At 61.9% G+C, this 20,470-nt stretch carries 25 protein-coding genes and 1 pseudogene; 15 read left to right on the top strand and 11 right to left on the bottom strand.

The genetic code is table 11. The features are described from left to right. Positions 1–243, top strand: a pseudogene (locus FV227_RS14215) (PQQ-dependent dehydrogenase, methanol/ethanol family); the annotation flags it as partial. Positions 244–411: 168 nt separating this feature from the next. Next, positions 412–864: an SRPBCC family protein gene (locus tag FV227_RS14210; RefSeq protein WP_147859253.1), complete on the top strand. Its 453-nt coding sequence runs from the start codon at positions 412–414 to the stop codon at positions 862–864. 240 nt (positions 865–1,104) lie between these two features. Here FV227_RS14210 and FV227_RS29855 read toward each other — a convergent pair whose 3' ends face one another. The 4 genes from FV227_RS29855 to FV227_RS14190 all read right to left on the bottom strand — a co-directional run bounded on the left by FV227_RS29855 (position 1,105) and on the right by FV227_RS14190 (position 4,153). Continuing rightward, complete coding sequence (locus tag FV227_RS29855) at positions 1,105–1,317, bottom strand: hypothetical protein (protein WP_246686687.1); 213 nt, start codon at positions 1,315–1,317, stop codon at positions 1,105–1,107. A 557-nt stretch (positions 1,318–1,874) separates the two neighbouring features. Further along, complete coding sequence (locus FV227_RS14200) at positions 1,875–2,333, bottom strand: hypothetical protein (RefSeq protein WP_187274806.1); 459 nt, start codon at positions 2,331–2,333, stop codon at positions 1,875–1,877. Between the two features lie 102 nt (positions 2,334–2,435). Next, positions 2,436–3,860 carry a carbohydrate porin gene (locus FV227_RS14195; protein WP_147859250.1) on the bottom strand — a complete coding sequence of 475 codons (1,425 nt, stop codon included), beginning with the start codon at positions 3,858–3,860 and terminating at the stop codon, positions 2,436–2,438. A gap of 119 nt (positions 3,861–3,979) precedes the next feature. Continuing rightward, positions 3,980–4,153 (bottom strand): hypothetical protein, encoded by a 174-nt coding sequence (locus FV227_RS14190; protein WP_187274807.1) that lies wholly within the window; start codon positions 4,151–4,153, stop codon positions 3,980–3,982. 107 nt (positions 4,154–4,260) lie between these two features. Between FV227_RS14190 and FV227_RS14185 the strand changes: the two genes are divergently transcribed. The 12 genes from FV227_RS14185 to FV227_RS14130 all read left to right on the top strand — a co-directional run bounded on the left by FV227_RS14185 (position 4,261) and on the right by FV227_RS14130 (position 16,155). Beyond that, positions 4,261–4,614, top strand: a complete 354-nt coding sequence (locus FV227_RS14185; RefSeq protein ID WP_147859248.1) for a hypothetical protein — start codon at positions 4,261–4,263, stop codon at positions 4,612–4,614. Between the two features lie 479 nt (positions 4,615–5,093). Next, positions 5,094–5,255, top strand: a complete 162-nt coding sequence (locus FV227_RS29025; protein ID WP_187274805.1) for a hypothetical protein — start codon at positions 5,094–5,096, stop codon at positions 5,253–5,255. A gap of 109 nt (positions 5,256–5,364) precedes the next feature. Further along, positions 5,365–5,508, top strand: a complete 144-nt coding sequence (locus FV227_RS29020) for a hypothetical protein (protein ID WP_187274804.1) — start codon at positions 5,365–5,367, stop codon at positions 5,506–5,508. A gap of 1,024 nt (positions 5,509–6,532) precedes the next feature. Then, a complete protein-coding gene (locus tag FV227_RS14170) occupies positions 6,533–6,796 on the top strand; it encodes a hypothetical protein (protein ID WP_147859246.1) in 264 nt (87 codons plus the stop codon). Between the two features lie 855 nt (positions 6,797–7,651). Further along, the gene (locus FV227_RS14165) at positions 7,652–11,590 is read left to right on the top strand and encodes a hypothetical protein (protein WP_187274803.1); all 3,939 of its coding nucleotides are present in this window, start codon (positions 7,652–7,654) and stop codon (positions 11,588–11,590) included. Between the two features lie 35 nt (positions 11,591–11,625). Further along, a complete protein-coding gene (locus tag FV227_RS14160; RefSeq protein WP_246686643.1) occupies positions 11,626–12,216 on the top strand; it encodes a hypothetical protein in 591 nt (196 codons plus the stop codon). Between the two features lie 372 nt (positions 12,217–12,588). Continuing rightward, positions 12,589–13,251: a ParA family partition ATPase gene (gene parA, locus FV227_RS14155; RefSeq protein ID WP_147859244.1), complete on the top strand. Its 663-nt coding sequence runs from the start codon at positions 12,589–12,591 to the stop codon at positions 13,249–13,251. Beyond that, the gene (locus FV227_RS14150; RefSeq protein WP_147859243.1) at positions 13,248–13,544 is read left to right on the top strand and encodes a ribbon-helix-helix domain-containing protein; all 297 of its coding nucleotides are present in this window, start codon (positions 13,248–13,250) and stop codon (positions 13,542–13,544) included. The genes parA and FV227_RS14150 overlap by 4 nt, the downstream gene beginning before the upstream one ends. Before the next feature lies 1 nt (position 13,545). After that, positions 13,546–14,046 (top strand): hypothetical protein, encoded by a 501-nt coding sequence (locus FV227_RS14145; RefSeq protein ID WP_147859242.1) that lies wholly within the window; start codon positions 13,546–13,548, stop codon positions 14,044–14,046. A 140-nt stretch (positions 14,047–14,186) separates the two neighbouring features. Continuing rightward, the gene (locus FV227_RS14140) at positions 14,187–14,501 is read left to right on the top strand and encodes a hypothetical protein (protein ID WP_147859241.1); all 315 of its coding nucleotides are present in this window, start codon (positions 14,187–14,189) and stop codon (positions 14,499–14,501) included. 7 nt (positions 14,502–14,508) lie between these two features. Further along, positions 14,509–15,465 (top strand): site-specific integrase, encoded by a 957-nt coding sequence (locus FV227_RS14135; RefSeq protein ID WP_147859240.1) that lies wholly within the window; start codon positions 14,509–14,511, stop codon positions 15,463–15,465. A 321-nt stretch (positions 15,466–15,786) separates the two neighbouring features. Continuing rightward, positions 15,787–16,155 (top strand): DUF2513 domain-containing protein, encoded by a 369-nt coding sequence (locus FV227_RS14130; RefSeq protein ID WP_187274801.1) that lies wholly within the window; start codon positions 15,787–15,789, stop codon positions 16,153–16,155. A 476-nt stretch (positions 16,156–16,631) separates the two neighbouring features. Here the strand turns inward: FV227_RS14130 and FV227_RS14120 are convergent, their stop codons facing one another. Continuing rightward, positions 16,632–16,883, bottom strand: coding sequence for a hypothetical protein (locus tag FV227_RS14120; protein WP_147859238.1), 252 nt, complete (start codon positions 16,881–16,883; stop codon positions 16,632–16,634). A gap of 365 nt (positions 16,884–17,248) precedes the next feature. Here FV227_RS14120 and FV227_RS14115 point away from each other — a divergent pair, with 365 nt between their 5' ends. Continuing rightward, on the top strand, positions 17,249–17,524 hold the full coding sequence (locus FV227_RS14115) for a hypothetical protein (protein ID WP_147859237.1): 276 nt from the start codon (positions 17,249–17,251) through the stop codon (positions 17,522–17,524). Between the two features lie 162 nt (positions 17,525–17,686). On the opposite strand, the gene FV227_RS14110 is transcribed toward FV227_RS14115, so the two are convergent. The 6 genes from FV227_RS14110 to FV227_RS14085 form a co-directional block, all read right to left on the bottom strand. Continuing rightward, positions 17,687–17,950, bottom strand: a complete 264-nt coding sequence (locus tag FV227_RS14110; RefSeq protein ID WP_147859236.1) for a hypothetical protein — start codon at positions 17,948–17,950, stop codon at positions 17,687–17,689. A 2-nt stretch (positions 17,951–17,952) separates the two neighbouring features. Then, positions 17,953–18,717 (bottom strand): Crp/Fnr family transcriptional regulator, encoded by a 765-nt coding sequence (locus FV227_RS14105; RefSeq protein ID WP_147859235.1) that lies wholly within the window; start codon positions 18,715–18,717, stop codon positions 17,953–17,955. 281 nt (positions 18,718–18,998) lie between these two features. Then, positions 18,999–19,232, bottom strand: coding sequence for a hypothetical protein (locus FV227_RS14100; RefSeq protein WP_147859234.1), 234 nt, complete (start codon positions 19,230–19,232; stop codon positions 18,999–19,001). After that, on the bottom strand, positions 19,232–19,663 hold the full coding sequence (locus FV227_RS14095; RefSeq protein ID WP_147859233.1) for a hypothetical protein: 432 nt from the start codon (positions 19,661–19,663) through the stop codon (positions 19,232–19,234). The genes FV227_RS14100 and FV227_RS14095 overlap by 1 nt, the downstream gene beginning before the upstream one ends. Beyond that, on the bottom strand, positions 19,660–20,145 hold the full coding sequence (locus FV227_RS14090) for a hypothetical protein (RefSeq protein ID WP_147859232.1): 486 nt from the start codon (positions 20,143–20,145) through the stop codon (positions 19,660–19,662). Before FV227_RS14090 ends, FV227_RS14095 begins: the two co-directional genes overlap by 4 nt. Beyond that, complete coding sequence (locus tag FV227_RS14085; protein ID WP_147859231.1) at positions 20,142–20,468, bottom strand: hypothetical protein; 327 nt, start codon at positions 20,466–20,468, stop codon at positions 20,142–20,144. The genes FV227_RS14090 and FV227_RS14085 overlap by 4 nt, the downstream gene beginning before the upstream one ends. Between the last annotated feature and the right edge of the window lie 2 nt (positions 20,469–20,470).

Raw genomic sequence — 20,470 nt, 5'->3', positions numbered from 1 at the left:
GGTAAGGAGCTGTACAAGTTCAAGACCCCGTCGGGCATCATCGGCAACGTGATGACCTACCAGCACAAGGGCAAGCAGTACGTCGGCATCCTGTCGGGTGTCGGTGGCTGGGCCGGCATCGGCCTCGCGGCCGGCCTGACCGACCCGAACGCCGGTCTCGGCGCGGTGGGTGGTTACGCCGCCCTCTCGAGCTACACCAACCTCGGTGGTCAGCTCACCGTCTTCGCGCTGCCGAACAACTGAGAAGCGCGAGCGGTCCCCGCGCTCGCGTGCGGGGGGACCGCTCGCCCGCAGGCCACCTCGGGATTGAGGGCTGCCTGAAGCTTTCGATCTGCGGCTGGATCACGTTCGCCACCATCCTGATCGCGAGCAGTTCGCGCGACGCTGCTCCCCATATGAAGGGCTCATCACATGTCCGAGTACACAGCTCACATCGACGTCGCCGCGCCCTCTGACGCTGTGTTTCGCTTCGTCTCAGACATCAAGAACCTGCCAAGATACCTTCCCACCGTGAGCGGAGCTCACTCGCATACCCATGAGCGGGTCGATGTCGACGGGACTGCCAACGGTCACGCCTACAACTCGGAGGGCTGGTTCAAGGTCGATCCGGATACACGCACGATGACGTGGGGCTCGGATGGTAGCAACGAATACTCGGGGAAGATGGCGGTCCGAGTCGATGGCGACGCATCGAAGGTCGAATGCACGCTACAGTTCACACCGACAGCAGATATCAAGAAATCCATGGACGAGTATCAGGGTGGCCCAAGCGCGGCGATGACGGATGGGCTTCGCGCCTCGCTCGCCAGCATCAAGGAGATCTGCGAGGGCACCGGCGGCAAGCACTCCAGCACGGCTGAATGATCCATCTTTGCATTCGTACGGCAGATGGTCCTGCACGATGACGCTCGACACATATGGAAACGTCTTCGAGAGGGAAAGATTGGGTGTGAGGTGGAACGTCTGCTTTGGAACCAGAGGTCAAGTTTCGGTTGCCATCCCGAGCCGAAATTACCGGACGGCCGACGAATGAGCGCTTGTTGGAAGCGCCTATGGCGAACCAAGCGACCAGGTTGGGTCGAAACCAGCGGGTGCATGTGGAGATCAGCGGTATAGCCCCTCGGCCCGGAGGCGGCCGAGCAGCGTGCGAGCCTGCTCCTGGGCCGATGCGCTATCCTCCCGCTTCTCAAAACCATACTCACACATCGGCGTCAGCTTTCGCATTGCCCGATCCATTGCCGAGTCCGCCCACAGGATCAGAACCTCACGGTCGGTGAGATCCTTGAGGAAGCACCAGAGCATCAGCATGAGGCTCAAGGCTGGGCGCTCGTGCCAATTGGTAGCCGCAATCCGTTTGAGGCGCTCAAGGCGACGTATGAGCGCTTGCCTCTTGTGAGGTGGCAAATCAGCAAACGGCTCTAGCGAGGCGATCCGTAGGTTCCCGCGTAGCTCCGTGATATCCGCTTCAGCTCTGGCGGCCAGATCGGAGTCAACGGGGACGAACACGTTCGACGCCCCCGTTAGTGCGTAGAGAAGGTAGGCTGGGACTGCGAGTTCGATCCTTTGGCGGTCGGTTAGGAGAGGCATGGGGGCATTTATAACCCTTACCAAAGTCGAAAAGGCCAAGCTAATTCGGCGACGCTGCCCCATCCCTCCCATATGTCCGTAAATCGGTCGTTTTTTTGACAGCTATCATATCTAGCGTCAAGCTTTTGCGACCTCATCCAAGAGCGACTTCATCGGGTATCGGAGGATAAATCATTCGTCGATTTGAAGGCACGCTTTGATGGGTGTCACGTTCCATTTAACGTCTGATGCGTAGTGTACATTGATATTTTGGATATTTACCAACAATACCAAACCGTTCAAAGCAGCTAATCTGATTTTGCATGCTTAAGCTGTCGGCTAAAATTCTCTGTATTTTCGTCTTGCGCTCTGACAAACGCCTGAATAAACGGCTTGACTGCCGTCGCACACCATTCGTGCATTCTCGCCTCCTCCTCTGCGTCGTTTGAAGCGGTTGCCGCGCGGAGCGCGCGCATAGCTGCCGCTCGTGCAACGTCGGCTGCTTGGTGCAGGACGATCTGTACTTGCTCTGGCGTTAAGCTGTCACTCACTGCGTCCTTCACGCGCTGCGCGTATTCCGGGACGGTGCCGTGTGGACCGCCGAACTCGTGCGAGAAAGAGGGATCGGTGGCCGTGCAGGCGTTACTCACCATCAAAGCCAGATCTGCTGGGACAAGTAGGCGCGTCAGCGCATCAAGATCGCGCGCGACGGCGGCACTTGCCGGGGCTGATCCTGCAATCCCTAGAAGCAGCGAAGCAAAACGCACTTTGGTCCACAGAGGCAGTCGCACCTCTCGGGATACGTGCAATCGTTTAGAATCGATAAACATAAAGGGAGGCCGCGATTAGAATTTCTCGACTACGACGTTTCAATACTGAACCGCAGCTCGAATGCCTAAGACAGCTGCATTCTTGATCCGCCGGCCGGTTCCGTCCTGAGGATTGGCAATTCCTGCACCCGGGTGAACGATATATTGGAAGTCGGGCTGAACCGTGAAGCCCGGGACGACTACGGCTTGGTAGGTGACCTCGTAGACCGTCTCAGCGCTGCGAACCGGCACAGCCATGCCGCTATAGAAAATTTGATCCCTGTCGGCTTGTCGCGCGTCCCTTGCGATCCGGGCGTGGCCAACGCTGAAGCCGAGGGTGTCGTCCTCACGGCTGTCGAATAAGCCCTTATAGGCAAACCCTGCATCGACATAGAGGTCGACGAGACTGCTGCGTGTTGGCGAGTATCCCCCACGCACGAATATACTCAGCCCTTCGTCGTCCTTTCCAGGTTCGCGATAGAGGGTCTGGTCGAGGACGCCGAAGATGCCGGCATTGCCCCGCACCTGCCGCGGGATCCCTGTCGAAAGGGGATCAGCAAGCGATTGCCCTGCGCTGTCGATCCGGAGATCATCGAAGCGGCCGAAATGCTGCCAGCCGCCGAGCGTCACTGTTCCAGGAAGGCCACTCGCGTCTTTGTCGGTGTTGTAGGCATACACGACCTCCGCCACCACAAGGGCTGGGTCGTTCGTCCGGAAGTTCGTCCCGGTTCGATTGAAACGCTGAGGCTCGACATCAGGGCCGAGACGGGATGCACCTCCGGGATCGCCGTCGTAAAGGCCGGCTTGGAAAGTCAGGTTGTCGTTCGGCTTGTAGCGCGCTCGAATGGCAGGCGCCGCGAGCGGGTAAATCGGCCCGCCACCCGGCAGATTGAGGAAACCGAGAGCTGGGAAGCCGAAGGTCGTGTTCATGAACAAGGTTGCGGTCTGACTCACGAAAAACTCGGTGTCGACGGCAAGCTGTCCTGCTCGAATGGCAAGCTTGCCATCAAAAAGCGTCTGGTCGAACCACAATACGTAGAGGCGTGATGCGGGCAAAGCTTCGATCGAACTTGTAGTCAGCAGATTATCAACGTAGTAGCGCGACAGCCCAGTACCATGGATGAAGTACGCATTGGCATGGATCGTTGCACCCTCCCACCCTGCAATCTTTTCGAGATCGAGATTGAGACGTAGGTTCAAGCGATCCTCAATGATGGCTCCTCGCCGCACACCACCTGTTGGATTGCCAAGCACGTCGACGATGTAGGTGAGACTGTACTCGATGCCTTGTGGCTTCAAGAAGGCCCGTAGGCCTAAGGGATCGGCGAGCGGACCGAGCGAGGGCTCGACGGAGCGGACATAGCCTCCCGAAGCCTGACTGGTACTCTCCGGTTGAGCAACCGATGTGCGCAGATGGTTGCCGGCGCCCTCCAGCCCGTTCGGCAGGAGTTGTTGTGCTTGGGCTACGGCACCGGGCAGGCTCATCGTGAGTGCGAGTGCGAGGCTTCGCCACACTGTCCGTCGATCGCTCACGGAGATCCTTGCTTCGCGCGCTGTCGGGTCGACACCTACCGTAGCCCCGCAGGAAGCTCAGTGTCCAACCATCAGGCCAGGATATTGACGGCCCGAGCCGCGACCAGGGCGACGGTGAGGAGCGAAATTAAAGCTTCCGCCATCATCAGGAGCTTTCCCAGGTGTGAGAGTGGCAGGGTGTCCGTGAGTGAAAAGGCCGTCGCGTTCGTAAAGGACAGGAACAGGTAGTCGACGAACCCGGGCACGAACGGTGGGGACTTACCGTCCCCCTGCAGTGTCATCTAGGGGGAAGAGGAAGTCTCTGCTGCACCGCCTCGGCCTTAAGCGAGAGGAGAGCCGCCGTCTCTTCGACGTGGCCGACGCGACGGCCGGCGTTCGGCGGGACTGGCTCAACGACGAGGCCGGCGCCATCGCTTGGGCGGCGCGGGCCGAGGCTGCGCGCGATGCCAACGGGTTTCGTGCCGCGTGGATCGTGGCGAGGGATGTCGATGCCGCCCTGTCGCCCCTGGTCGGCCCCTATCTCAACGACCCGATGCAGACCCTGCCGGGGATCGTCCTCAAGGCCGCGCTCGGCGAATGGTGGACCGAACGAACTCTGATCGGTCTGTCCCGCCTTGCGGCCGGTCATTTCGGCCTCCCTTTCGACGAGCCTGCGCCGTTCGAGATCGGGGAGTTGGAGAACGACGCGGACGACGCTTCCGTTTGACGCCAAGCGCGTCGTCCCGGGCCCGCGAGCGCAGGAGCGAGCCGACGCCATCGTAGCGGCCTGGGACCGGTGGCAGGCCGAGATTGGCGCCGCGAAGGAAGCCGTCGACCTGCCGGCGCTGAACGCTGCTCATGGGGATGTGGACCGCGAGGACGGTGGCGACGCCGAACCCGCCCTCGGCACGCTCGAAGGCCACGACAGCCAAGTCACATGGCTGCGCGGCACGACCCGCGACCTCGAACTGACGTCAGCGGAAGAGTGGTAGGCCGGTGCCGAGCAAGCAGAGGCCACCGACAACTAGGCAGCCGCCCATGCTCTCGAACGCGGCCCGCCGCACAGGTCGATGTGGGGCGATGCCCGCGAGCGTCGCTCCCGAGACGAGACACATCAGGCTCAGAACGAACATCTCGACCGCCCTCGCGGCCATCATGGTCGCCCCTCAGCAAGGAATGGATCAGGCTATGAAGACCCGCCCCTCAATGCGCGCTGCCCTCATGCTCGGCCTGCCCGAGGTCGCCCGGAACATCAGCCACGCCCGGCGCTGGTGGCGCGCGCTGCCGGCGCTGGCCGGGCACGAGGCGGGCAAGGGCAACGTGGTCTCGGCACTCGGACTGATGTTGCTCTACGTGGCGGGGCTGTGATGCCGACGGCGCTGCCTCGTTCGCCGCTCCCGAGAACCATCACGGCAGCTAGGTCGTCTGGCTGCGCGGGAACGACGAGGACCGGGAGACCGAGGCGCTGGAGACCGGGTTGCCGGTCGTGATCGTCAGCCCCGTTCCGCGGTTTCGCCACGTAGACCTCGCGCCCGAGCTGATGGCCTGGGGCGGGCATGGCAACGTCGTGGCAGCGGCCGGCGCAATGCTTCTCGACATGGTGGCGGAAGGTGGGCGCTGATGCCTACTGCCCTCACTCTTAATGCAGCAGATACAAGGCGAAGAGGCGCCTCGGCCTACATGCCCAAGCTCACAGTGGGTGCATAGGCAGCCATGCGGCATTCTTCACCGAGCCCATCAATTGAGCGTATGCGTCTTGGGCCACTTGATAAGCTTCTCTCCGGTTCATCCCGTGGACCAATCCCAAGGACTCTGGCGCGCCCTAACCCGGCGCGCCTTTTTCGTTGTAAAGAGTTGAAAACAATCAAATTTAGGCGAAAGCCATTAAGATTTCTTTAACCTCTTATCCGAGCAGCCGACGCGGTCCCTAGCGCTCTCAAGGGTGGAGAGACGTGATGTTGAATAAATCGGACCGCTTTGGATTTGCCGATCTCGACAACCTACCGGCCCCATCTTGTTACCGGGTGCTAGTGCTGGGATCTGAAGGCCAAGTTACTCGCATGGTGCCGATCAAGGCGCGAAACGACCTTGATGCAGAGCGTTTGGCAAGAGGCTTCCTAGATGGCCATGGGGTCGAGCTATGGGACGGAATGCGGTTTATGGAACGCTTCATGTCGATGGATCGATAGCTGGCGAGAAGTTGCCGCTTCGAAAGGCGGGCACTGAGAAGCCTTAGATCCTCGCCTCGGCATTAAGGCGCCTCATCTCAGCAATTGCTTGCATAGCCACTTCATAGTTACGTTCCGGATCGGAGGGCCCTTTGGCTATCCGGCCCTCAATGAAGCGTACGCGTTGCTCGCTCACTGAGATTGGGACAGGCGCTCGCCGAGAGGCATCCTCACGCTGGGGCGCCGGACTGACGAACGGGCGGGGGGCTCGATCTGACATGGGGCAAGATTGTCGCACTCCCGTCCGCGCTGCACCATAAAATGTTACGGCGCACCATTTTTTGCGTCAGCGCTTTTGGGTGAGCTTGCTATCTAATACCGCCATCAAGCCGTTGACGACCTAATAACCGATCGTGGGCACCTTGCTCGCAAGCCGGGCTCGACACCGCTGATAGCCTTCTCGCGATCCTCGACCGCATGGACGGGGACATCGATGCCGAGGACAGTGCGGACGCGGAACCCGGCCTCGCCGCTCCTGAGAACCATCACGGAAGCCAGGTCGTATGGCTGCGCGGGAACGACGGGGACCGCGAGGCCGAGGCGCCGGAGACCGTGTTGCCGGTTGTGGTGGCCGAGCCGGCAATGATCCCATTCGCGGCACTGCCCTGGGGTGGTCGGGGCAACATCCTCACCGTTGCTGGCGTAGCTTTGCTCGACATGGTAGTGGGAGGCATTCGCTAATTCAAATCAATACTTCTCACGTAGCAGGTCGAGGCCTAATCGTTGTCTATTTTATATGATGGGCGGGAAGTAACAGGCCGAATTTAAGTTAAACAACCTCATTTTAATCATCCATAGGCATAAGCAATCCATGTGACTAAAAAGTCTCAGTGAGATGAACTTAGCGCTTAATAACGGAGTCGCTATTTCGGTATGAGCGACTTTATAGGAAGGACGTACCCCTGTCCGCAGCTGCTGCCTTGAACAGCGCGCGGTGCGATAGAGGGCGCCATGAGTGAGCAGACGAAGGCGAAGCTGTGCCGGAGCCGCACTAGCTCCAACACTACCTACGCTGGCCTTGTTGTCGCGAGCCTCGGCAATGGGCAACGTCGCCGCTTGATCTCGGTGTTGCGGTTGGCCTGTCGCTGCCTCGGCATGGGCCGGCGCGAGCGCGTCGGCGCCCTCGGACTTGGCGGGGGGAGCGCCGGTCTAGCCGCTCCGTGGGCGGTGGCCGTGATGGCTGGGCTGGGTGGGGTCGCAGTTGTGAGTCCGGCGCTCGCGCAGAGCGTCTGCAGCACAACCCCAGCTACTGGAGACTCAACGGGCATTGGCTCCTTCGCATGCGGACCTGGTGCAACAACTGATACCGGAACTACTCCTGCGATTTATTCGACCGCCGTGGGCTTCGCTGCAAGGGCGAATGGGGACTTTGGCACATCGTTCGGCTCTTTTGCTGGATCTGGTAGCGGCGGCAGTGGAAACACTGCAATTGGAACTTTAGCCAACAATTATTTCCGGACTAATCCTACCAACTACACGACGGCGATCGGTTCGGGATCAATCGATGCACAGGGGAACTCTCGGAGTGGAGCGGCTGTGTTCGGTGATAATGCGATCGCCATTGGCAGCGGTGATGGCACGAACAGCTTCGCCGCAGCGACTGGTAGTGGGCGGGGTAATGTCGCCATCGGTTCCAACTCGGGGGCGGGCGCTACTGTCGCATCAGGCGCTATCGTTACTGCTCTTGACGGCACCGGACTAACCGCTCTCGGTTTTGGCGCTCAGGCCGGCTCCACGGCGGACGGGCAAAACAACGCCACCGCGATTGGCGCCGGATCAATCGCCACCGCAATCAACGCCACCGCGATTGGCGCCGGATCAATCGCCACCGCACCCAACACCACCGCTGTTGGCGAAGGATCGATCGCCAACGCATTCAACGCCACCGCGATTGGGCAAAACGCACAATCATTCTCCATAAACGGGGTAGCGGTCGGAGCTAGCTCAACAGCCTATGCTACGAGTGGCGCGGGCATTGCCATCGGCAACGGCGCCACTGCGGGTACCGCCGGCATCACGATCACCGGCGACCCGCTAGCGATCGGCACAGACGCAAAGGCAAGTGGGGGGGACGCCATTGCGCTCGGTGGTCAGAGTAACGCTGCGGGGGCTAACTCTATCGCCATCGGCGGCTTCAATGGTGGAGGGGCTGGGACGACCGCTGCTGGCGACAACTCGATCGTGCTCGGCCTTGGGGCAGTCGATAATGCGGTTGCGAACTCCACCGTCCTTGGCACGGGAGCGGGTATTGCAGCAGGTGTGCAGGGGTCTAACGTAGCGCTGGGTCAGGGTACGCAAGCGGCTCGTGGGTCACAAGCCGGTTATACTGCAGCCTACTTAGCAACTACGCAGACTTCAATCGGTGAAATGGCAGTTGGCAACCGCCAAATCACAGGTGTTGCAGCTGGATCTCAAGGCACCGACGCGGTCAACCTCGACCAGCTTCAGGCCGGCATCGCGAGCGTGCCGTTTGTAGCTAACAACGCGAACAATCGAGCTGCGCCCAGTGCTACGGGTGGAGATGCTGTAGCAGGCGGTTTCGGGACAATGGCCAACGGCGCCCAAGCTACTGCACTTGGCAACACAGCAAATGCGACTGGGTTTGCAGCGACCGCCTACGGGCAAGGCACGCGAGCAACGGGCGAGTTCGCCACCGCCAACGGCTTCCAGGCCAATGCTGCCGGCGATCAGGCAACTGCTGTGGGCGCTACCAGCATTGCCAATGGCTCGTTCGCCTCAGCCTATGGCTACGGCGCAAATGCGGCCGGTGGCCAAGCAACTGCTGTTGGTCTGAGCAGCGCTGCCACCGGTGAAAATGCGTCCGCCTTCGGACGAAATGCCCGAGCCACCGGTGATAACGCAACCGCGACCGGCTACGCCAGTTTCGCCAATGGCGTTCAAGCTACCGCAAATGGCTTCAACGCAAACGCGACGGGAGCTGTCGCCTCTGCCTACGGCAACGCTTCGGCCGCCAACGGCTTCGGAGCATCGGCTTTTGGTAGCGGAGCGACCGCCACGGGTGAGAGCGCCTCCGCTTTCGGCCGTCGATCCGTCGCCAACGGGGCTAATGCTTCTGCCTTCGGCCTCAGTGCTAACGCGGTCGGCGCTCAGGCGACTGCCTTGGGAGGGACAGCCAACGCAACAGGGGCAAACGCGACAGCAGTAGGGTTTGGTAGTGCCGCGACCAACGACACCGCCACCGCGCTGGGCCAGGGGGCCCAAGCAACTGCAGCGGGCGCAGTCGCGCTCGGTCAGGGCTCGATCGCCAACCAAGCAAATACTGTCTCTGTAGGAGCGGCGGGTGCTGAGCGGCGGATCGTCAACGTTGCGCCCGGCACCCTCGCTGCGGGCTCCACCGACGCGGTGAACGGCAGCCAGCTGAACACGACCAATCAGAACGTGACCAACAATGGCAACGCCATAGCCGCGACCGCCACGGCACTCGGCGGGGGCGCGGCCTACAACCCGGCGACAGGTGCTTTCACTGGACCGACCTACACGTTGAACAGCGGAACCGTCGCCGTGAACAATGTTGGCGATGCGCTCTCCAACCTCGATGTACGCACGACCACAAACACCACTAATATTACTGCCCTCCAGAACGGCACCGCCGGCCTCGTACAACAGGCAAATGGCAACGCTCCAATCACCGTGGGCGCTGCTACTGGCGGTACGGTCGTGAACGTTGCCGGGACAGCCGGTAACCGTCAAATCACAGGCGTTGCGGCCGGTGCGGTCACGGCAGCTTCGACTGATGCGGTTAACGGTAGCCAGCTTTTCACTTTAAGTCAGCAGGGAGCCACCAGCGTAAACAACCTCGGTACGACCACCGCTGCAGCCATCGGCGGCGGTGCAACCTACAATGCGGCGACCACCAGCATCGTTGGACCGAGCTACCAACTCAATGGCTCCAACCAGACCTTCACCAACGTCGTTGCCGGGCAGCAGGCGCTCGCCAATGGCGCGGCCGGTCCCATCCAGTACGCGACCCCTGGAACGCCCTCGAACAGCCTGAACCTCGTCGGCACCGGCGCACCCGTCACCTTGGGTAACGTCGCAGCCGGCGCACTGACTGCAGGTTCGACACAGGCCGTGAACGGTAGTCAGCTGCTCACGACAAACCAGAACGTCGCGACGACCAACCAGCGCACGGCGGCTGCGTTCGGTGGCGGCGCAGGGACCGATGCCAACGGCCTGCTGACGGCACCCAGCTACGCGGTTCAGGGTGGGACGTATGACAACGTCGGGGGCGCGCTCGGTGCTTTGGATACGCAGACCACGACCAACACTCGCAACATCGCCACCACAAACCAGCGTACGGCTTCGGCGCTCGGCGGCGGCGCTGGTGTTGATGCGAATGGGTTGCTGACTGGACCGACCTACGTGGTGCAGGGTGGCAGCTACAACGCGGTTGGTGGCGCTCTTGGGGCGCTCGACGGACAGACGACGACGAACACCCGGAACATCACCACCAACACGCAGGCGATCGGCGTGCTCCAGGGCCAGACCATGGCCAACACCGCGGCGATCGGGGTCAATAGCCGCGACATCACCGACTTACAGAGTGGCAACACCGGACCGTTCCGGGCCAACAACGCCGGTGGGTTTGCGGCACCGCAGGCAAGCGGCGCGAACGCTGTGGCAGGCGGCTTCGGTTCGGTTGCCTCTGGCTCCGCCGCCACGGCGATCGGTACGGGGGCGCAGGCGACCATGCCTGGCGCAACGGCAATCGGTGCAGGAGCCATTGCCACAGCCGATCCGACTACGGCGGTCGGCTTCAATGCAGCAGCGACGGGCAACGAGGCATCGGCCTTCGGCGCCTTTGCTACGGCCTCCGGGACCAACAGTACGGCGCTTGGTCGTTCGGCCACGGCGGTCGGCAACAACGCGACGGCGGTCGGCTTCGGCTCCAGTGCCAACGGGGCCGGGTCGGTCGCGGTCGGTGTCGGCGCCTCGGCGCAGCAGGCCAACAGCGTAGCGGTCGGCACCGGCGTAGCGACGACACGGGCTAACCAAGTGGCGATCGGCACGGGCGGTCAGACCTACACGTTGGCTGGCGTAACTTCGGCGCAGAGCCTTGCAGCCCAGTCTGGCGGAACCGGGTTCGTGACCACGGATGCAGCTGGCAACCTTGCTGCCTCCGGTATCGGACCCAGCAGCATCGCCGCACTTGATGGCCGGGTGAGCAACCTCGAAGCCGGGTTTGGAGCACTCAGCCGCTATGCGTTCGAAAGCCGCCGCGAGGCTCGCCAGGGTGTTGCGGTCGCGCTCGCTCTATCGTCGGCGCCGCTGCCGTCTGCTCCTGGAAGGCTCACCTACACGCTCAATGGCGCAACTTTCAAAGGCGAGTATGGCGTCGGTGGAGCGATCGCCTACCGCCTCGATACCCTTACGCCCATGGCAATTACCGCTGGCGTCGGTGGCGGCGGCAGGGGTGATGTCGGTGTCCGCTTCGGCATCATGGGGGAGCTGTGAGGCCTATCCGATCGACGGCGCTGATCTGCGTCGGCTTGCTTTGTGGATGGGCAGAAACTGTTTCGGCACAGCCGAAGCCACAGCCGTTTCAACAGCAGGCTACACCCCAGCCTGCGCAGATCGACCGGAACGGGGTGCTCATCCTGATCCGGTCGACCTTGCTCGCGCTTCATGAGGCGAACGAGACCGGCAACTACACGGTGCTACGCGACCTCTCGGCGCCTGGGTTCAGAGACGCCAACACCGCAGCTCGCATCGGAGAGATCTTCGCCAGCCAGCGGGCTCAAAAACTCGACCTCTCAGGCGTAGCGGTACTCGACCCGCAACTGACGCTCCTGCCCCAGATTGAGCCCAACGGGCTGCTACACATGGCGGGCTTCTTTCCCTCCGTGCCAAGCCAGGTGAACTTCGAGTTGCTCTATGCCCCAGTCGATGGTCGGTGGCGGCTGTTCGGGATCTCGGTCAACGTTGGTTCGTCCACGCCAACGGCCCCCTCCCCGCTGCAACCGCCGCCCGCTGCGCAGGTGAGCGAGCAGCGACGGGTAGAGCCTCCGAAGGGGAAGCCGGCTCCATCAGTGCGTGCCGCGAAGCCGACTAATGGCGAGGCTGCTCCGGCAGGGCCTTGAGTGGATCGGGTCGGTATCGCGTCCGGCGGCAGGCGCCTGCTACACTTCACCCGGCGCTGGCTCGCCTGCCATGCCGAGATTGCCGCACTGTGCGCCGAACCGGAGCGCGAGGATGCGGATGCGGTGCGGGCGACACTGGCAGGGCATTTGCCGGGCGGCTCTATCATTAGAGCGCATCCGGCTTGCACAGACCCGCCACGCCGCGACCGGCCTGCCTGACATGCAGGCAAGCCATTTAGAGGGCAAGCGGGCCTGTGGGCAAGCTGTCAATCTTTATCCGCGACAGGTAGGTTCCCGCTGTGCTGAAACGACTAGGCGTGCGACTCGCGGGCTTGTGGGCAGGCGGGCACGGAGACAGGTAGGGAAGCGGGCGTGCGGACAATCGCGATCATCAGCCAGAAGGGCGGCGTCGGGAAATCGACCGTCGCCGTCCACCTTGCCGTCGCCGGCACGCTCGCCGGCTACCGCACGGCGCTGGTCGATCTGGACCCGCAGGCTACGGCCCGGAAGTGGGGCGATAAGCGCGAGGCGTCCGAACCTGAAGTTATCGGCGACCATGCCGAGCGGTTGCCGCAGCTCGTGGAGGCTGCCCGCGCGAACGGCGCTGACCTTCTGGTGATCGATACGGCCCCGAATGCAGATCGAGCTTCCCTCGCGGCGGCTCGGGCGGCCGACCTGATCTTGATCCCGTGCCGACCAGCGGCCTTCGACCTTGAAGCGATCGAGGCGACGCGGGATCTCGCGACCATCGCCAAGAAGCCGGCTTGGGTCGTGCTGTCCTCAGCGCCGATCCGCAGCGCGATCGTTGAAGAAGCACGGCGCGGCCTGGAAGCCGATGGCTCGCACGTAGCCCCGCAGGTGATCCATCAGCGCGTGGCCTACTCTTATGCAGTGATCGACGGGCGTTCGGCCTCCGAGTATGAGCCGGACGGGAAAGCAGCTGAGGAAGTAGCGGCCTTGTTTACGTGGGCATGCGAGCAGGTGGGCCTGCCTGCAAGCGTACAGGGCAACAAGAGGGCGAGGGGGCAAAAATGACGAAGCGGCCAAGTCTGTTCGGAGCAAAGTCGAGCGCAGCTGCGCCAGAGGCTGTCGCCGAAGCTGCGGCGTCGGCGCTTCCGCTGGCAGCGCTGCGGGATGCGGCGTCCGCTAACCGCTATCCGAAGGCATCGACCCGTGAGGGCAAGCGCGTCGTGACCGCCTACGTCTCCCCCGAAGCGTTCCGACAGTTAAAACGCCTGGCGGCAGACACCGATGCCCAGCAACAGGATCTGCTGGTGGAGGGCATCAACCTCCTGTTTGAGAAGCACGGGCTGTCGCGGATCGCATGACATGACAGAACCAACAGAAGACCCTCAGGAGACTTACAAGCGCAACCTTCGAATGGCTGAGCGAGCGCACGATGAGGCGTCCGTTGAAACGCGGACGATGCTCGGAACAGTTATCACATTCGGGTCGGAAGCCCTTAAAGCCGCAGCCCTAATAAACGGTGGGTCAGCTGCTGCGATGTTAGCGTTCATCGGCACCGGCCGCCAACCTGTGACGCTGGATACGATCCAAGCGCTTCGGCTCTTCGGGTTCGGACTATTTGCTGCAACGGCCGCAACGGGTGGGGCATACATCGCGCAATACCTCTACCAAAATGCGACTGACTTTAGATCTTATCATTGGGAATATCCCTTCGTTCGCGTAAGCAAAAAAAGTCGAATATTTCTGCGTCTTGGTATAGCCTTTCACTTGGCAACTATGTTGCTAGTATTTATTGCTTATAGTTGTGCTGTGACGGGATTGCCCGATGTTGCAAGTACGCTTGTCCCCATGCCTGCGAAATGACATTTCCACATGAAGGCATGCCCCGGTGAAGTCTTGCCCACAGGCCAACAATCCGGCCCGTGGGCCTTGCTGCAAGCCCGCATCCACTGTAACTTTTGATAACAGATATTCTCGGAAGTTTGAGGTGGTAGGGGGTCTCAATGGCGGCGATCGTTCTGATAGATGGGACCAACGGCGAGCGCCTTCCGGTGAAGCCAGCCTATGGCACGCCCTGCAACGGTTGCGGCTACTGCTGCGCGACGCAAGCTTGTGGCGTGGCGCTCGATCACATTCCCAGCCATCCGGCCGAGGGCGCGTGCCAGGCGCTGGAATTCGAGGACGGTCAGTTCCTCTGCGGCATTATCCGTCGGCCGGGCCACTACATGGGCCTTCCGAACGATTGGGCGGACGACGTGCTGGGCGACATGATCGCGACGGCCCTCGGGGCCGGAAGGGGATGCGATGCCGAGTTCTGAACCCTCAATGCAAGCCGTCGCGGTTCTACCCCTCGCCGGGGGCAACCTGCCGGCCGAAGCGCTCGCTCTAGTGCGTGACTATCAGCGCGCCTCGAAGGCCAAGGCCACGATCCGCGCCTACAAATCAGATGCGGCGGCCTTCACGGCCTGGTGCGACGGCCATGGGGTCTCGTCTCTGCCGGCCTCGCCCGAGACGGTGGCGGCGTTCCTTTCGCACGAAGCTGAAGCCGGGCGGGCCTCGTCCACGATCGGGCGGCGGCTCGCAGCCATCGCCTACGCGCACAAGCTCGCCGGCCTGCCGGACCCTGGCGCGCACGAGACAGTGCACGCGGTTATCAAGGGCATCCGGCGTCGACCCGACATGGAGATCCGGCAGAAGACCGCCGCAACCGCCGAGGTGCTGGCAGCCATGCTCTCGCACGCCCCGCCTGGGCTCGCCGGCAAGCGGGATCGAGCGCTGCTCGGGCTCGGGTTCGCAGGCGCCTTCCGGCGGTCGGAGTTGGCTGCGTTACTCATCTCGGACCTGACCGACCACGCCGATGGCCTGCGCGTGCTGATCCGGCGCTCGAAGACAGACCAGGAGGGCAGGGGAGCCGAGAAGGCGATCCCGCACGGCCGGCACGTTCGGCCGGTGGCACTGCTGCGGGACTGGCTCGCGGCGGCTGAGATCACGGATGGGCCGGTGTTCCGCCCGGTCTCGCGGTCGGGCCGGATTAGAGCCGAGGCCCTGACGGATCGCAGCATAGGGGATATCGTGAAGCGCTACGCCGGGGCCGCAGGGTTCGATCCAGCAGCTTTCGGCGGGCACAGCTTGCGCGCTGGGTTCGTAACGACGGCAGCCGAGCGCGGCGCCGACCTCGCCCGCATCATGGAGGTGTCAGGCCACCGCGATCCACGTACCGTCCTAGGGTACGTTCGGCGGGCCAACGCCTTCAAGGATCATGCAGGAAGTGGGTTCCTGTGAAGTCCAGCCGGGAGCGATGGGCAGGGGAGATCCGGCGTGCCCGCATCTCATCCATCCTAAAATGGCTGTCCGTGGCCCTCGCCTGTGTTTGCCTCATGTTTGGGGTGATTTTGTTCGATGCCAAGGGGATCTATGCCGGCGCGGCCATGTTCGCAGGCGTTATCTGGTTCGTAGCCGATCCTTACAGTCGCGCGGATCGCTTGGCGGCGCGGATTGAGGCTTGGCTTTCTGAGCCGCCTTCCCGGTGAAATAGGGATAGGCTTGAGTGCGAGCAAACGCCTTCAAGGATCATGCGGGGAGCGGGTTTCTATGAAGTGCGATATGGATCTCGTACGGAACATCCTTCTGGCGCTAGAGGCAGAACCGCAGAAGCCGAGTTCAGCGTCTCTGCGGGACGATCTCGGCGAGGCTGAGCCTCATCAGGTCGCGGATCATATTCGCCTGATGGAAGATGCGGGCCTTGTGACCTGCATCAGAAGCGCACCGCTAGCCAGCCATTGGCGTTGCCAGAACATCGATCTCACATGGGAAGGTCACGACTTCCTCGACACGGTTCGCGACCCTGAGGTGTGGAAGCGGACGAAGGACGGCGCGAGCAAGATGGGTGGCTGGACGTTCGGCCTGCTGAAGGATCTCGGAACTGCCTACCTCAAGCACGTCGCGAAGGAACGGCTGGGATTGGATCTGTGACCAGTTCCAATCTCGCCCGGATCATGGACCAGTCCGGGCACCGCGACCCGGGCACGGTCGTCGGCTACATTCGCCGGGCGAGCGCGTTCAAAGGGCACTCGGGAAACGGATTATTTCTAGGCGTGCAGAGCCCGCATACTGCCACCCGACGCGACTTAGTCTCCGCTGTCCACGGCAATCCATCGTAGATAGTCCAGGGCCGATCTACGATCCTGACCAGTTCGAAGCTTCTGCCATAGGTGGAGAAGCTCCATTACATCCCCGTGGCTCTGCGATGTTTCCCCATCGAAGAAGCGGGCAATAGGGAGGTCGAGCAATCCTGCAATCGTTTGTAGGCGTAAAGCTGTTGCCTCTTGGACCTCAAGGGGTAAGACGTTTTCAGGTTCAAGCACTAAAAGCCATCAATACGGCTAGAGCACACTGCAGTGATAAAAGCGTTCCAAGAACAATCCAGCTTCCAGGGATAAGGGGTGGCATCAAGTTTTCCTAGATGGCACAGCAGCCGCGTCCAAGACGGTGAAATCGAGGCGAAAAAGTATCAGACCCTTTTCGTCAGTTACCTCCATCCGCCAGTCTTCGCCAAGAGATATTTGGCCTGCCGTGTGTTGGAATATCTCTCCTGCTAATCGAATTGCTTCATGCCGGGCTTGCTCCCACGAAAGCAATTCAAATCCATCTTTATCTAGGTATTCCTTGCCGTCATAAATATTGAAGTGGTAGCGAGGCACGCCGATCTCCGCCGTCAATTGGGCGGGGGGCTACTGAACCCTCACTCGTGCGCGTGCCAAGGGTCGATGCGCTCGATTGCGCAGTCGGGTACCAGATCCGAACCAGCTGCGACTGCTCAATTGACGGATTTTAGTCGGATCGGCCATATGACGCACTGTACATGCGAACGATATGATCGCCACTCGGAATGAGGGGTTCTTTAGCGTGGAGTTGTCGTACCATCCTTCAGCCGAGGTCATACGCTTTTTTAAAGGTCGCCCTTGCCTGGTAAGCAAACAGGATATATCCGCACGTTTTTATGGGTACACATAAACAACCAAGCATCGGAGGAAGTTAAATCTTCTCAAAGAACAAGGATCACTATATGAAGCGCTACTACTTCGACATCCACGATGGGGTCGCGTTCCGACGCGATGCGGAAGGCACACAGTGCGAGACGCCCGAAGCAGCCCGGCATGAGGCAATATGTGTACTGCCAGAAATTGCCAATACCAAGATCCCCAAAGCGGGGGATCAACAAGCGTTCATGGTCATGGTGCGCGACGAGCAAAACACGGTCGTCTATACGGCAACCTTGGCATTCGCAGGACTATGGATGGGTGACACTCCAATCCCCGAGCCGGAACAGTCAGAGGAGTAAGGCTTGGAACGGCTTTGAGGCGACGTCCGATTGGTTAGCGTTACGACTGGGTCGGGTGGGTCGTAGATCTACTCGTGATCGCGTGAAAAGGCCCTCGCCGTGCCACCGGGAACGGTATCGCGTCATCCGGTTGAACGGGAATTTGCGACGTCCCTGCCTCAGTCATACTTTTCGGTGCTGACGCAGCCATCGCGTGGCCTCCTCCAGCGTGGCGAAGATCGGCGCTGACACTCCGAAGAGACGTCCGAAGGCCGCCTCCACGAACCAGCCCGGGCCCACCTCGTGCTCGGGGGTATCGAGACGCACCAGCACGGCAATCAGCAGGCCGTTGGCGAGAACCAAGCGCCCTTCCCGGTCTGGGCTGCCGGTATCGACAGCGATCGGCTGCAGCACGAGCAACGCCTCGACGTTGTCGCGCGCATCCATGCCTAACTTTCCCGTAGCTGGTTCAGCCACGGCTTGCTCCGGCGTGCGCCCCAACGAGTGTTCTTGAGGTGGAGGTAGTTCGGCGTAAAGCCGCAGAACGACTTGAGCTGCTCGACATCATGGATCGTCAGAACCCGTCGTTTGAGCGTGATCAGGCCGAGTTCACGAAGCTCGCCAAGCGTACGGTGCACGTGAACGGCGGACAAGCCCATCGCATCCGCAAGCTCCACCTGCGTGAACGGAAAGGGGTAGCTGTCGTTCGTGACTTTTCCCACCGCATCGAGCCTAACCAACAGTTCGCAGAGAAGATGAGCGATACGCTGCACCGGCGTACGGCCACCAAGGTTGACCAGCCATTCTCGAAGTACCGCCTCATCGACGAGACCGCACCACCAGAAGGCCCGCGTGATCTGCGGATGGGCCTGGGTAATCTCCTCGATTGCCCGACGCGGGATGTCGACGACATGACACGCGGAGATCGTGCCGATGTTGTGGTCCATCTGGTCGAGAATGAACACGTTTAGATCGCAGAAATCTCCTGGAACCAGCAGTGCCATGATCTGGCGCTTGCCGTTCGGGAGCACCTTGTAGCGGCAAGCGAGGCCATCAAGGATCAGATGGACGTTCTCGGGTTCATCGCCTTCTCGGACCAAATCGACCCGTGCACCGACCTGCCGAATGCGTGGCGCCAAGCCATCCAAGGCTCGGCGATCGCCATCCGATAGGTCCTCGAAGCCTTCCAGCTTCTGGGTTAGCACCTGCTGCATCTCGCCTCGGTAGAATTTAACCGGAACGACTATGTAGGAAATCCGCCATCTCAAACTGTCTTTTGATGAAAAATGCTAACTTACGTCCGTATTCTCCCTACAATCATGCAGCGTCTGCAACATTATGGGCACGTGCAGCCGAGGGATCGTACCCCCGGCCTTCTCGGGACGATCCGTGACACAGATCCGACAGTCCACATGCCGCGCCGCCCACTCGTCCGCCGTCAGTTCCAGGCCGGTGACGCTGAGGTACGCGAACGACGTAGCTGCGTAGGTGGAGGTCAGAGCCACGGCGCGGGTGCGCCCTTAAGCACGGCATCATAGTCCGCAGCGCTCTCCTTCAGCGTCCGGGTCGCGTAGTAGGCCGCCTGCTGTGGGGTACACTCGCACGGCTCCTCCAGAAGGGCTTCATACCGGAGCCGGGCGGCCTCGATCTCATCAAGCATGTAGCGCCTGGGCATGGCCTCTCGGGTAGCCTCCAAAGCGGCCAGGCGCTTTTTGAGGATGGTTGGCATCATAGGCTCACCCATTCCGTCGCGAGGCTGATCGCCGGCTCTGCGTCTACGAGGTAGGGGTACGCCTGGAACGCCTCGGGCATGTCCGCGATCAAGGATTGGATCGCCACCTCGTTGTGGTCCATTCCGGCTGATGGTCCGCCGTTCCGCTGCCTCAGAAGCAGCGTGACCGCCTCGCGATGTCGGCAGTTCCATTCAATCAAGGCGGTCCCGTCGGCCTGCATCGCAGCCCACATCTCCCTGACGTGCTGGTAACCGAGCGCCCGCGCTACGCCCTCGGCTATGGACTGCTTGGGCCGGAGGCTGCCTGTGTGGACGGCCAAGAGCAGCAGCAACAGTCGGATGCCGGGGGTGAAGGTGTTGGCGGCGGCAGGAGGTGGAACGGCCTGCCCTTCGAGCCGGGTCAGCCGCGTCATCAGGTTCGGGGTCATGTGCGCGCCTCCGTGAGCTCGGCCGGAACGCCGTAGGCGGCGAGCGCGCGGGCGAGGGTGCCGCTGTCGTCTGCCTCGGGCCAGTCAGGGTTCTGCGCCTTCGCCCCGGCCCACTCATTCAGCGCCGCGGTCATCACCTGGGAACTGCAGCTCTGCGGATCAGGGCAGGCGTCCGCCCCGTACCATGTGCACAGGGCAGCGTCCGCCCGCTCGATCCGCTGGCCCCACTCCTCGGGGTTCGCTTCGGCCTGGGCCTCCATGTCGTCGTGATCGGCATACCCGAGCGCCCGAGCGAAGCCGTCGCTGTAGGAGTCCTCCGAGTGCGGCGGTGCCGAGGACTGCGGCCGAGGATAGCCGCCCAGCGCAATGGCGACGGCCCGGAGCCAGACCTGGGTCAACTCATGGGAGGCCAGTCCCTGACCGGTGCGCCCCGCCTGTCCGGCTTCCAGGCGGTTCAGACGCTCGATCAGCTTCGGGGTCATTGCACGTTCCTCGGCCGGTCCAACTGGAAGGTGAAGGCGGCGCAGGTTTTCGGCCACTGGCCGGCTGCCCCGGCCTTCGCACGCGCCTCCTCCGTCAGGATGGCAGGCGACAAATCCCGCGGCGGGTCGCCCTCGGCCATGCGGTAGGCCCCAACGTTCATGACGAAGGCGTCGTCGCCGTCGTGGATGGCGTGACCGCGGGCTTTCAGGAGGGCGACGATATCGCTGAGCGGCGTCCCAGGCGGGGCTTCGACCTGAAAGACGAGGTGCTTGCCGGCTGAAGGGGGTGCAGTCTCCGCTTCCAGGCGGGTCAGCCTGTCCATCA

This window comes from Methylobacterium sp. WL119 (genome assembly GCF_008039875.1).
Classification (GTDB): Bacteria; Pseudomonadota; Alphaproteobacteria; order Rhizobiales; family Beijerinckiaceae; genus Methylobacterium.
This window is presented reverse-complemented; position numbering and strand designations above follow the sequence as displayed.

What these genes read in the sequence shown, in the direction of transcription:
- FV227_RS14210 (WP_147859253.1), top strand. Translation starts at nt 412, where the DNA reads ATGTCCGAGTACACAGCTCACATCGACGTCGCCGCGCCCTCTGACGCT.
- FV227_RS14195 (WP_147859250.1), bottom strand. Translation starts at nt 3,860, where the DNA reads ATGAGCCTGCCCGGTGCCGTAGCCCAAGCACAACAACTCCTGCCGAAC.
- FV227_RS29025 (WP_187274805.1), top strand. Translation starts at nt 5,094, where the DNA reads ATGCGCGCTGCCCTCATGCTCGGCCTGCCCGAGGTCGCCCGGAACATC.
- FV227_RS14170 (WP_147859246.1), top strand. Translation starts at nt 6,533, where the DNA reads ATGGACGGGGACATCGATGCCGAGGACAGTGCGGACGCGGAACCCGGC.
- FV227_RS14150 (WP_147859243.1), top strand. Translation starts at nt 13,248, where the DNA reads ATGACGAAGCGGCCAAGTCTGTTCGGAGCAAAGTCGAGCGCAGCTGCG.
- FV227_RS14145 (WP_147859242.1), top strand. Translation starts at nt 13,546, where the DNA reads ATGACAGAACCAACAGAAGACCCTCAGGAGACTTACAAGCGCAACCTT.
- FV227_RS14140 (WP_147859241.1), top strand. Translation starts at nt 14,187, where the DNA reads ATGGCGGCGATCGTTCTGATAGATGGGACCAACGGCGAGCGCCTTCCG.
- FV227_RS14135 (WP_147859240.1), top strand. Translation starts at nt 14,509, where the DNA reads ATGCAAGCCGTCGCGGTTCTACCCCTCGCCGGGGGCAACCTGCCGGCC.
- FV227_RS14130 (WP_187274801.1), top strand. Translation starts at nt 15,787, where the DNA reads ATGGATCTCGTACGGAACATCCTTCTGGCGCTAGAGGCAGAACCGCAG.
- FV227_RS14115 (WP_147859237.1), top strand. Translation starts at nt 17,249, where the DNA reads ATGAAGCGCTACTACTTCGACATCCACGATGGGGTCGCGTTCCGACGC.
- FV227_RS14110 (WP_147859236.1), bottom strand. Translation starts at nt 17,950, where the DNA reads ATGGATGCGCGCGACAACGTCGAGGCGTTGCTCGTGCTGCAGCCGATC.
- FV227_RS14105 (WP_147859235.1), bottom strand. Translation starts at nt 18,717, where the DNA reads ATGCAGCAGGTGCTAACCCAGAAGCTGGAAGGCTTCGAGGACCTATCG.
- FV227_RS14100 (WP_147859234.1), bottom strand. Translation starts at nt 19,232, where the DNA reads ATGCCAACCATCCTCAAAAAGCGCCTGGCCGCTTTGGAGGCTACCCGA.
- FV227_RS14095 (WP_147859233.1), bottom strand. Translation starts at nt 19,663, where the DNA reads ATGACCCCGAACCTGATGACGCGGCTGACCCGGCTCGAAGGGCAGGCC.
- FV227_RS14090 (WP_147859232.1), bottom strand. Translation starts at nt 20,145, where the DNA reads ATGACCCCGAAGCTGATCGAGCGTCTGAACCGCCTGGAAGCCGGACAG.
- FV227_RS14085 (WP_147859231.1), bottom strand. Translation starts at nt 20,468, where the DNA reads ATGGACAGGCTGACCCGCCTGGAAGCGGAGACTGCACCCCCTTCAGCC.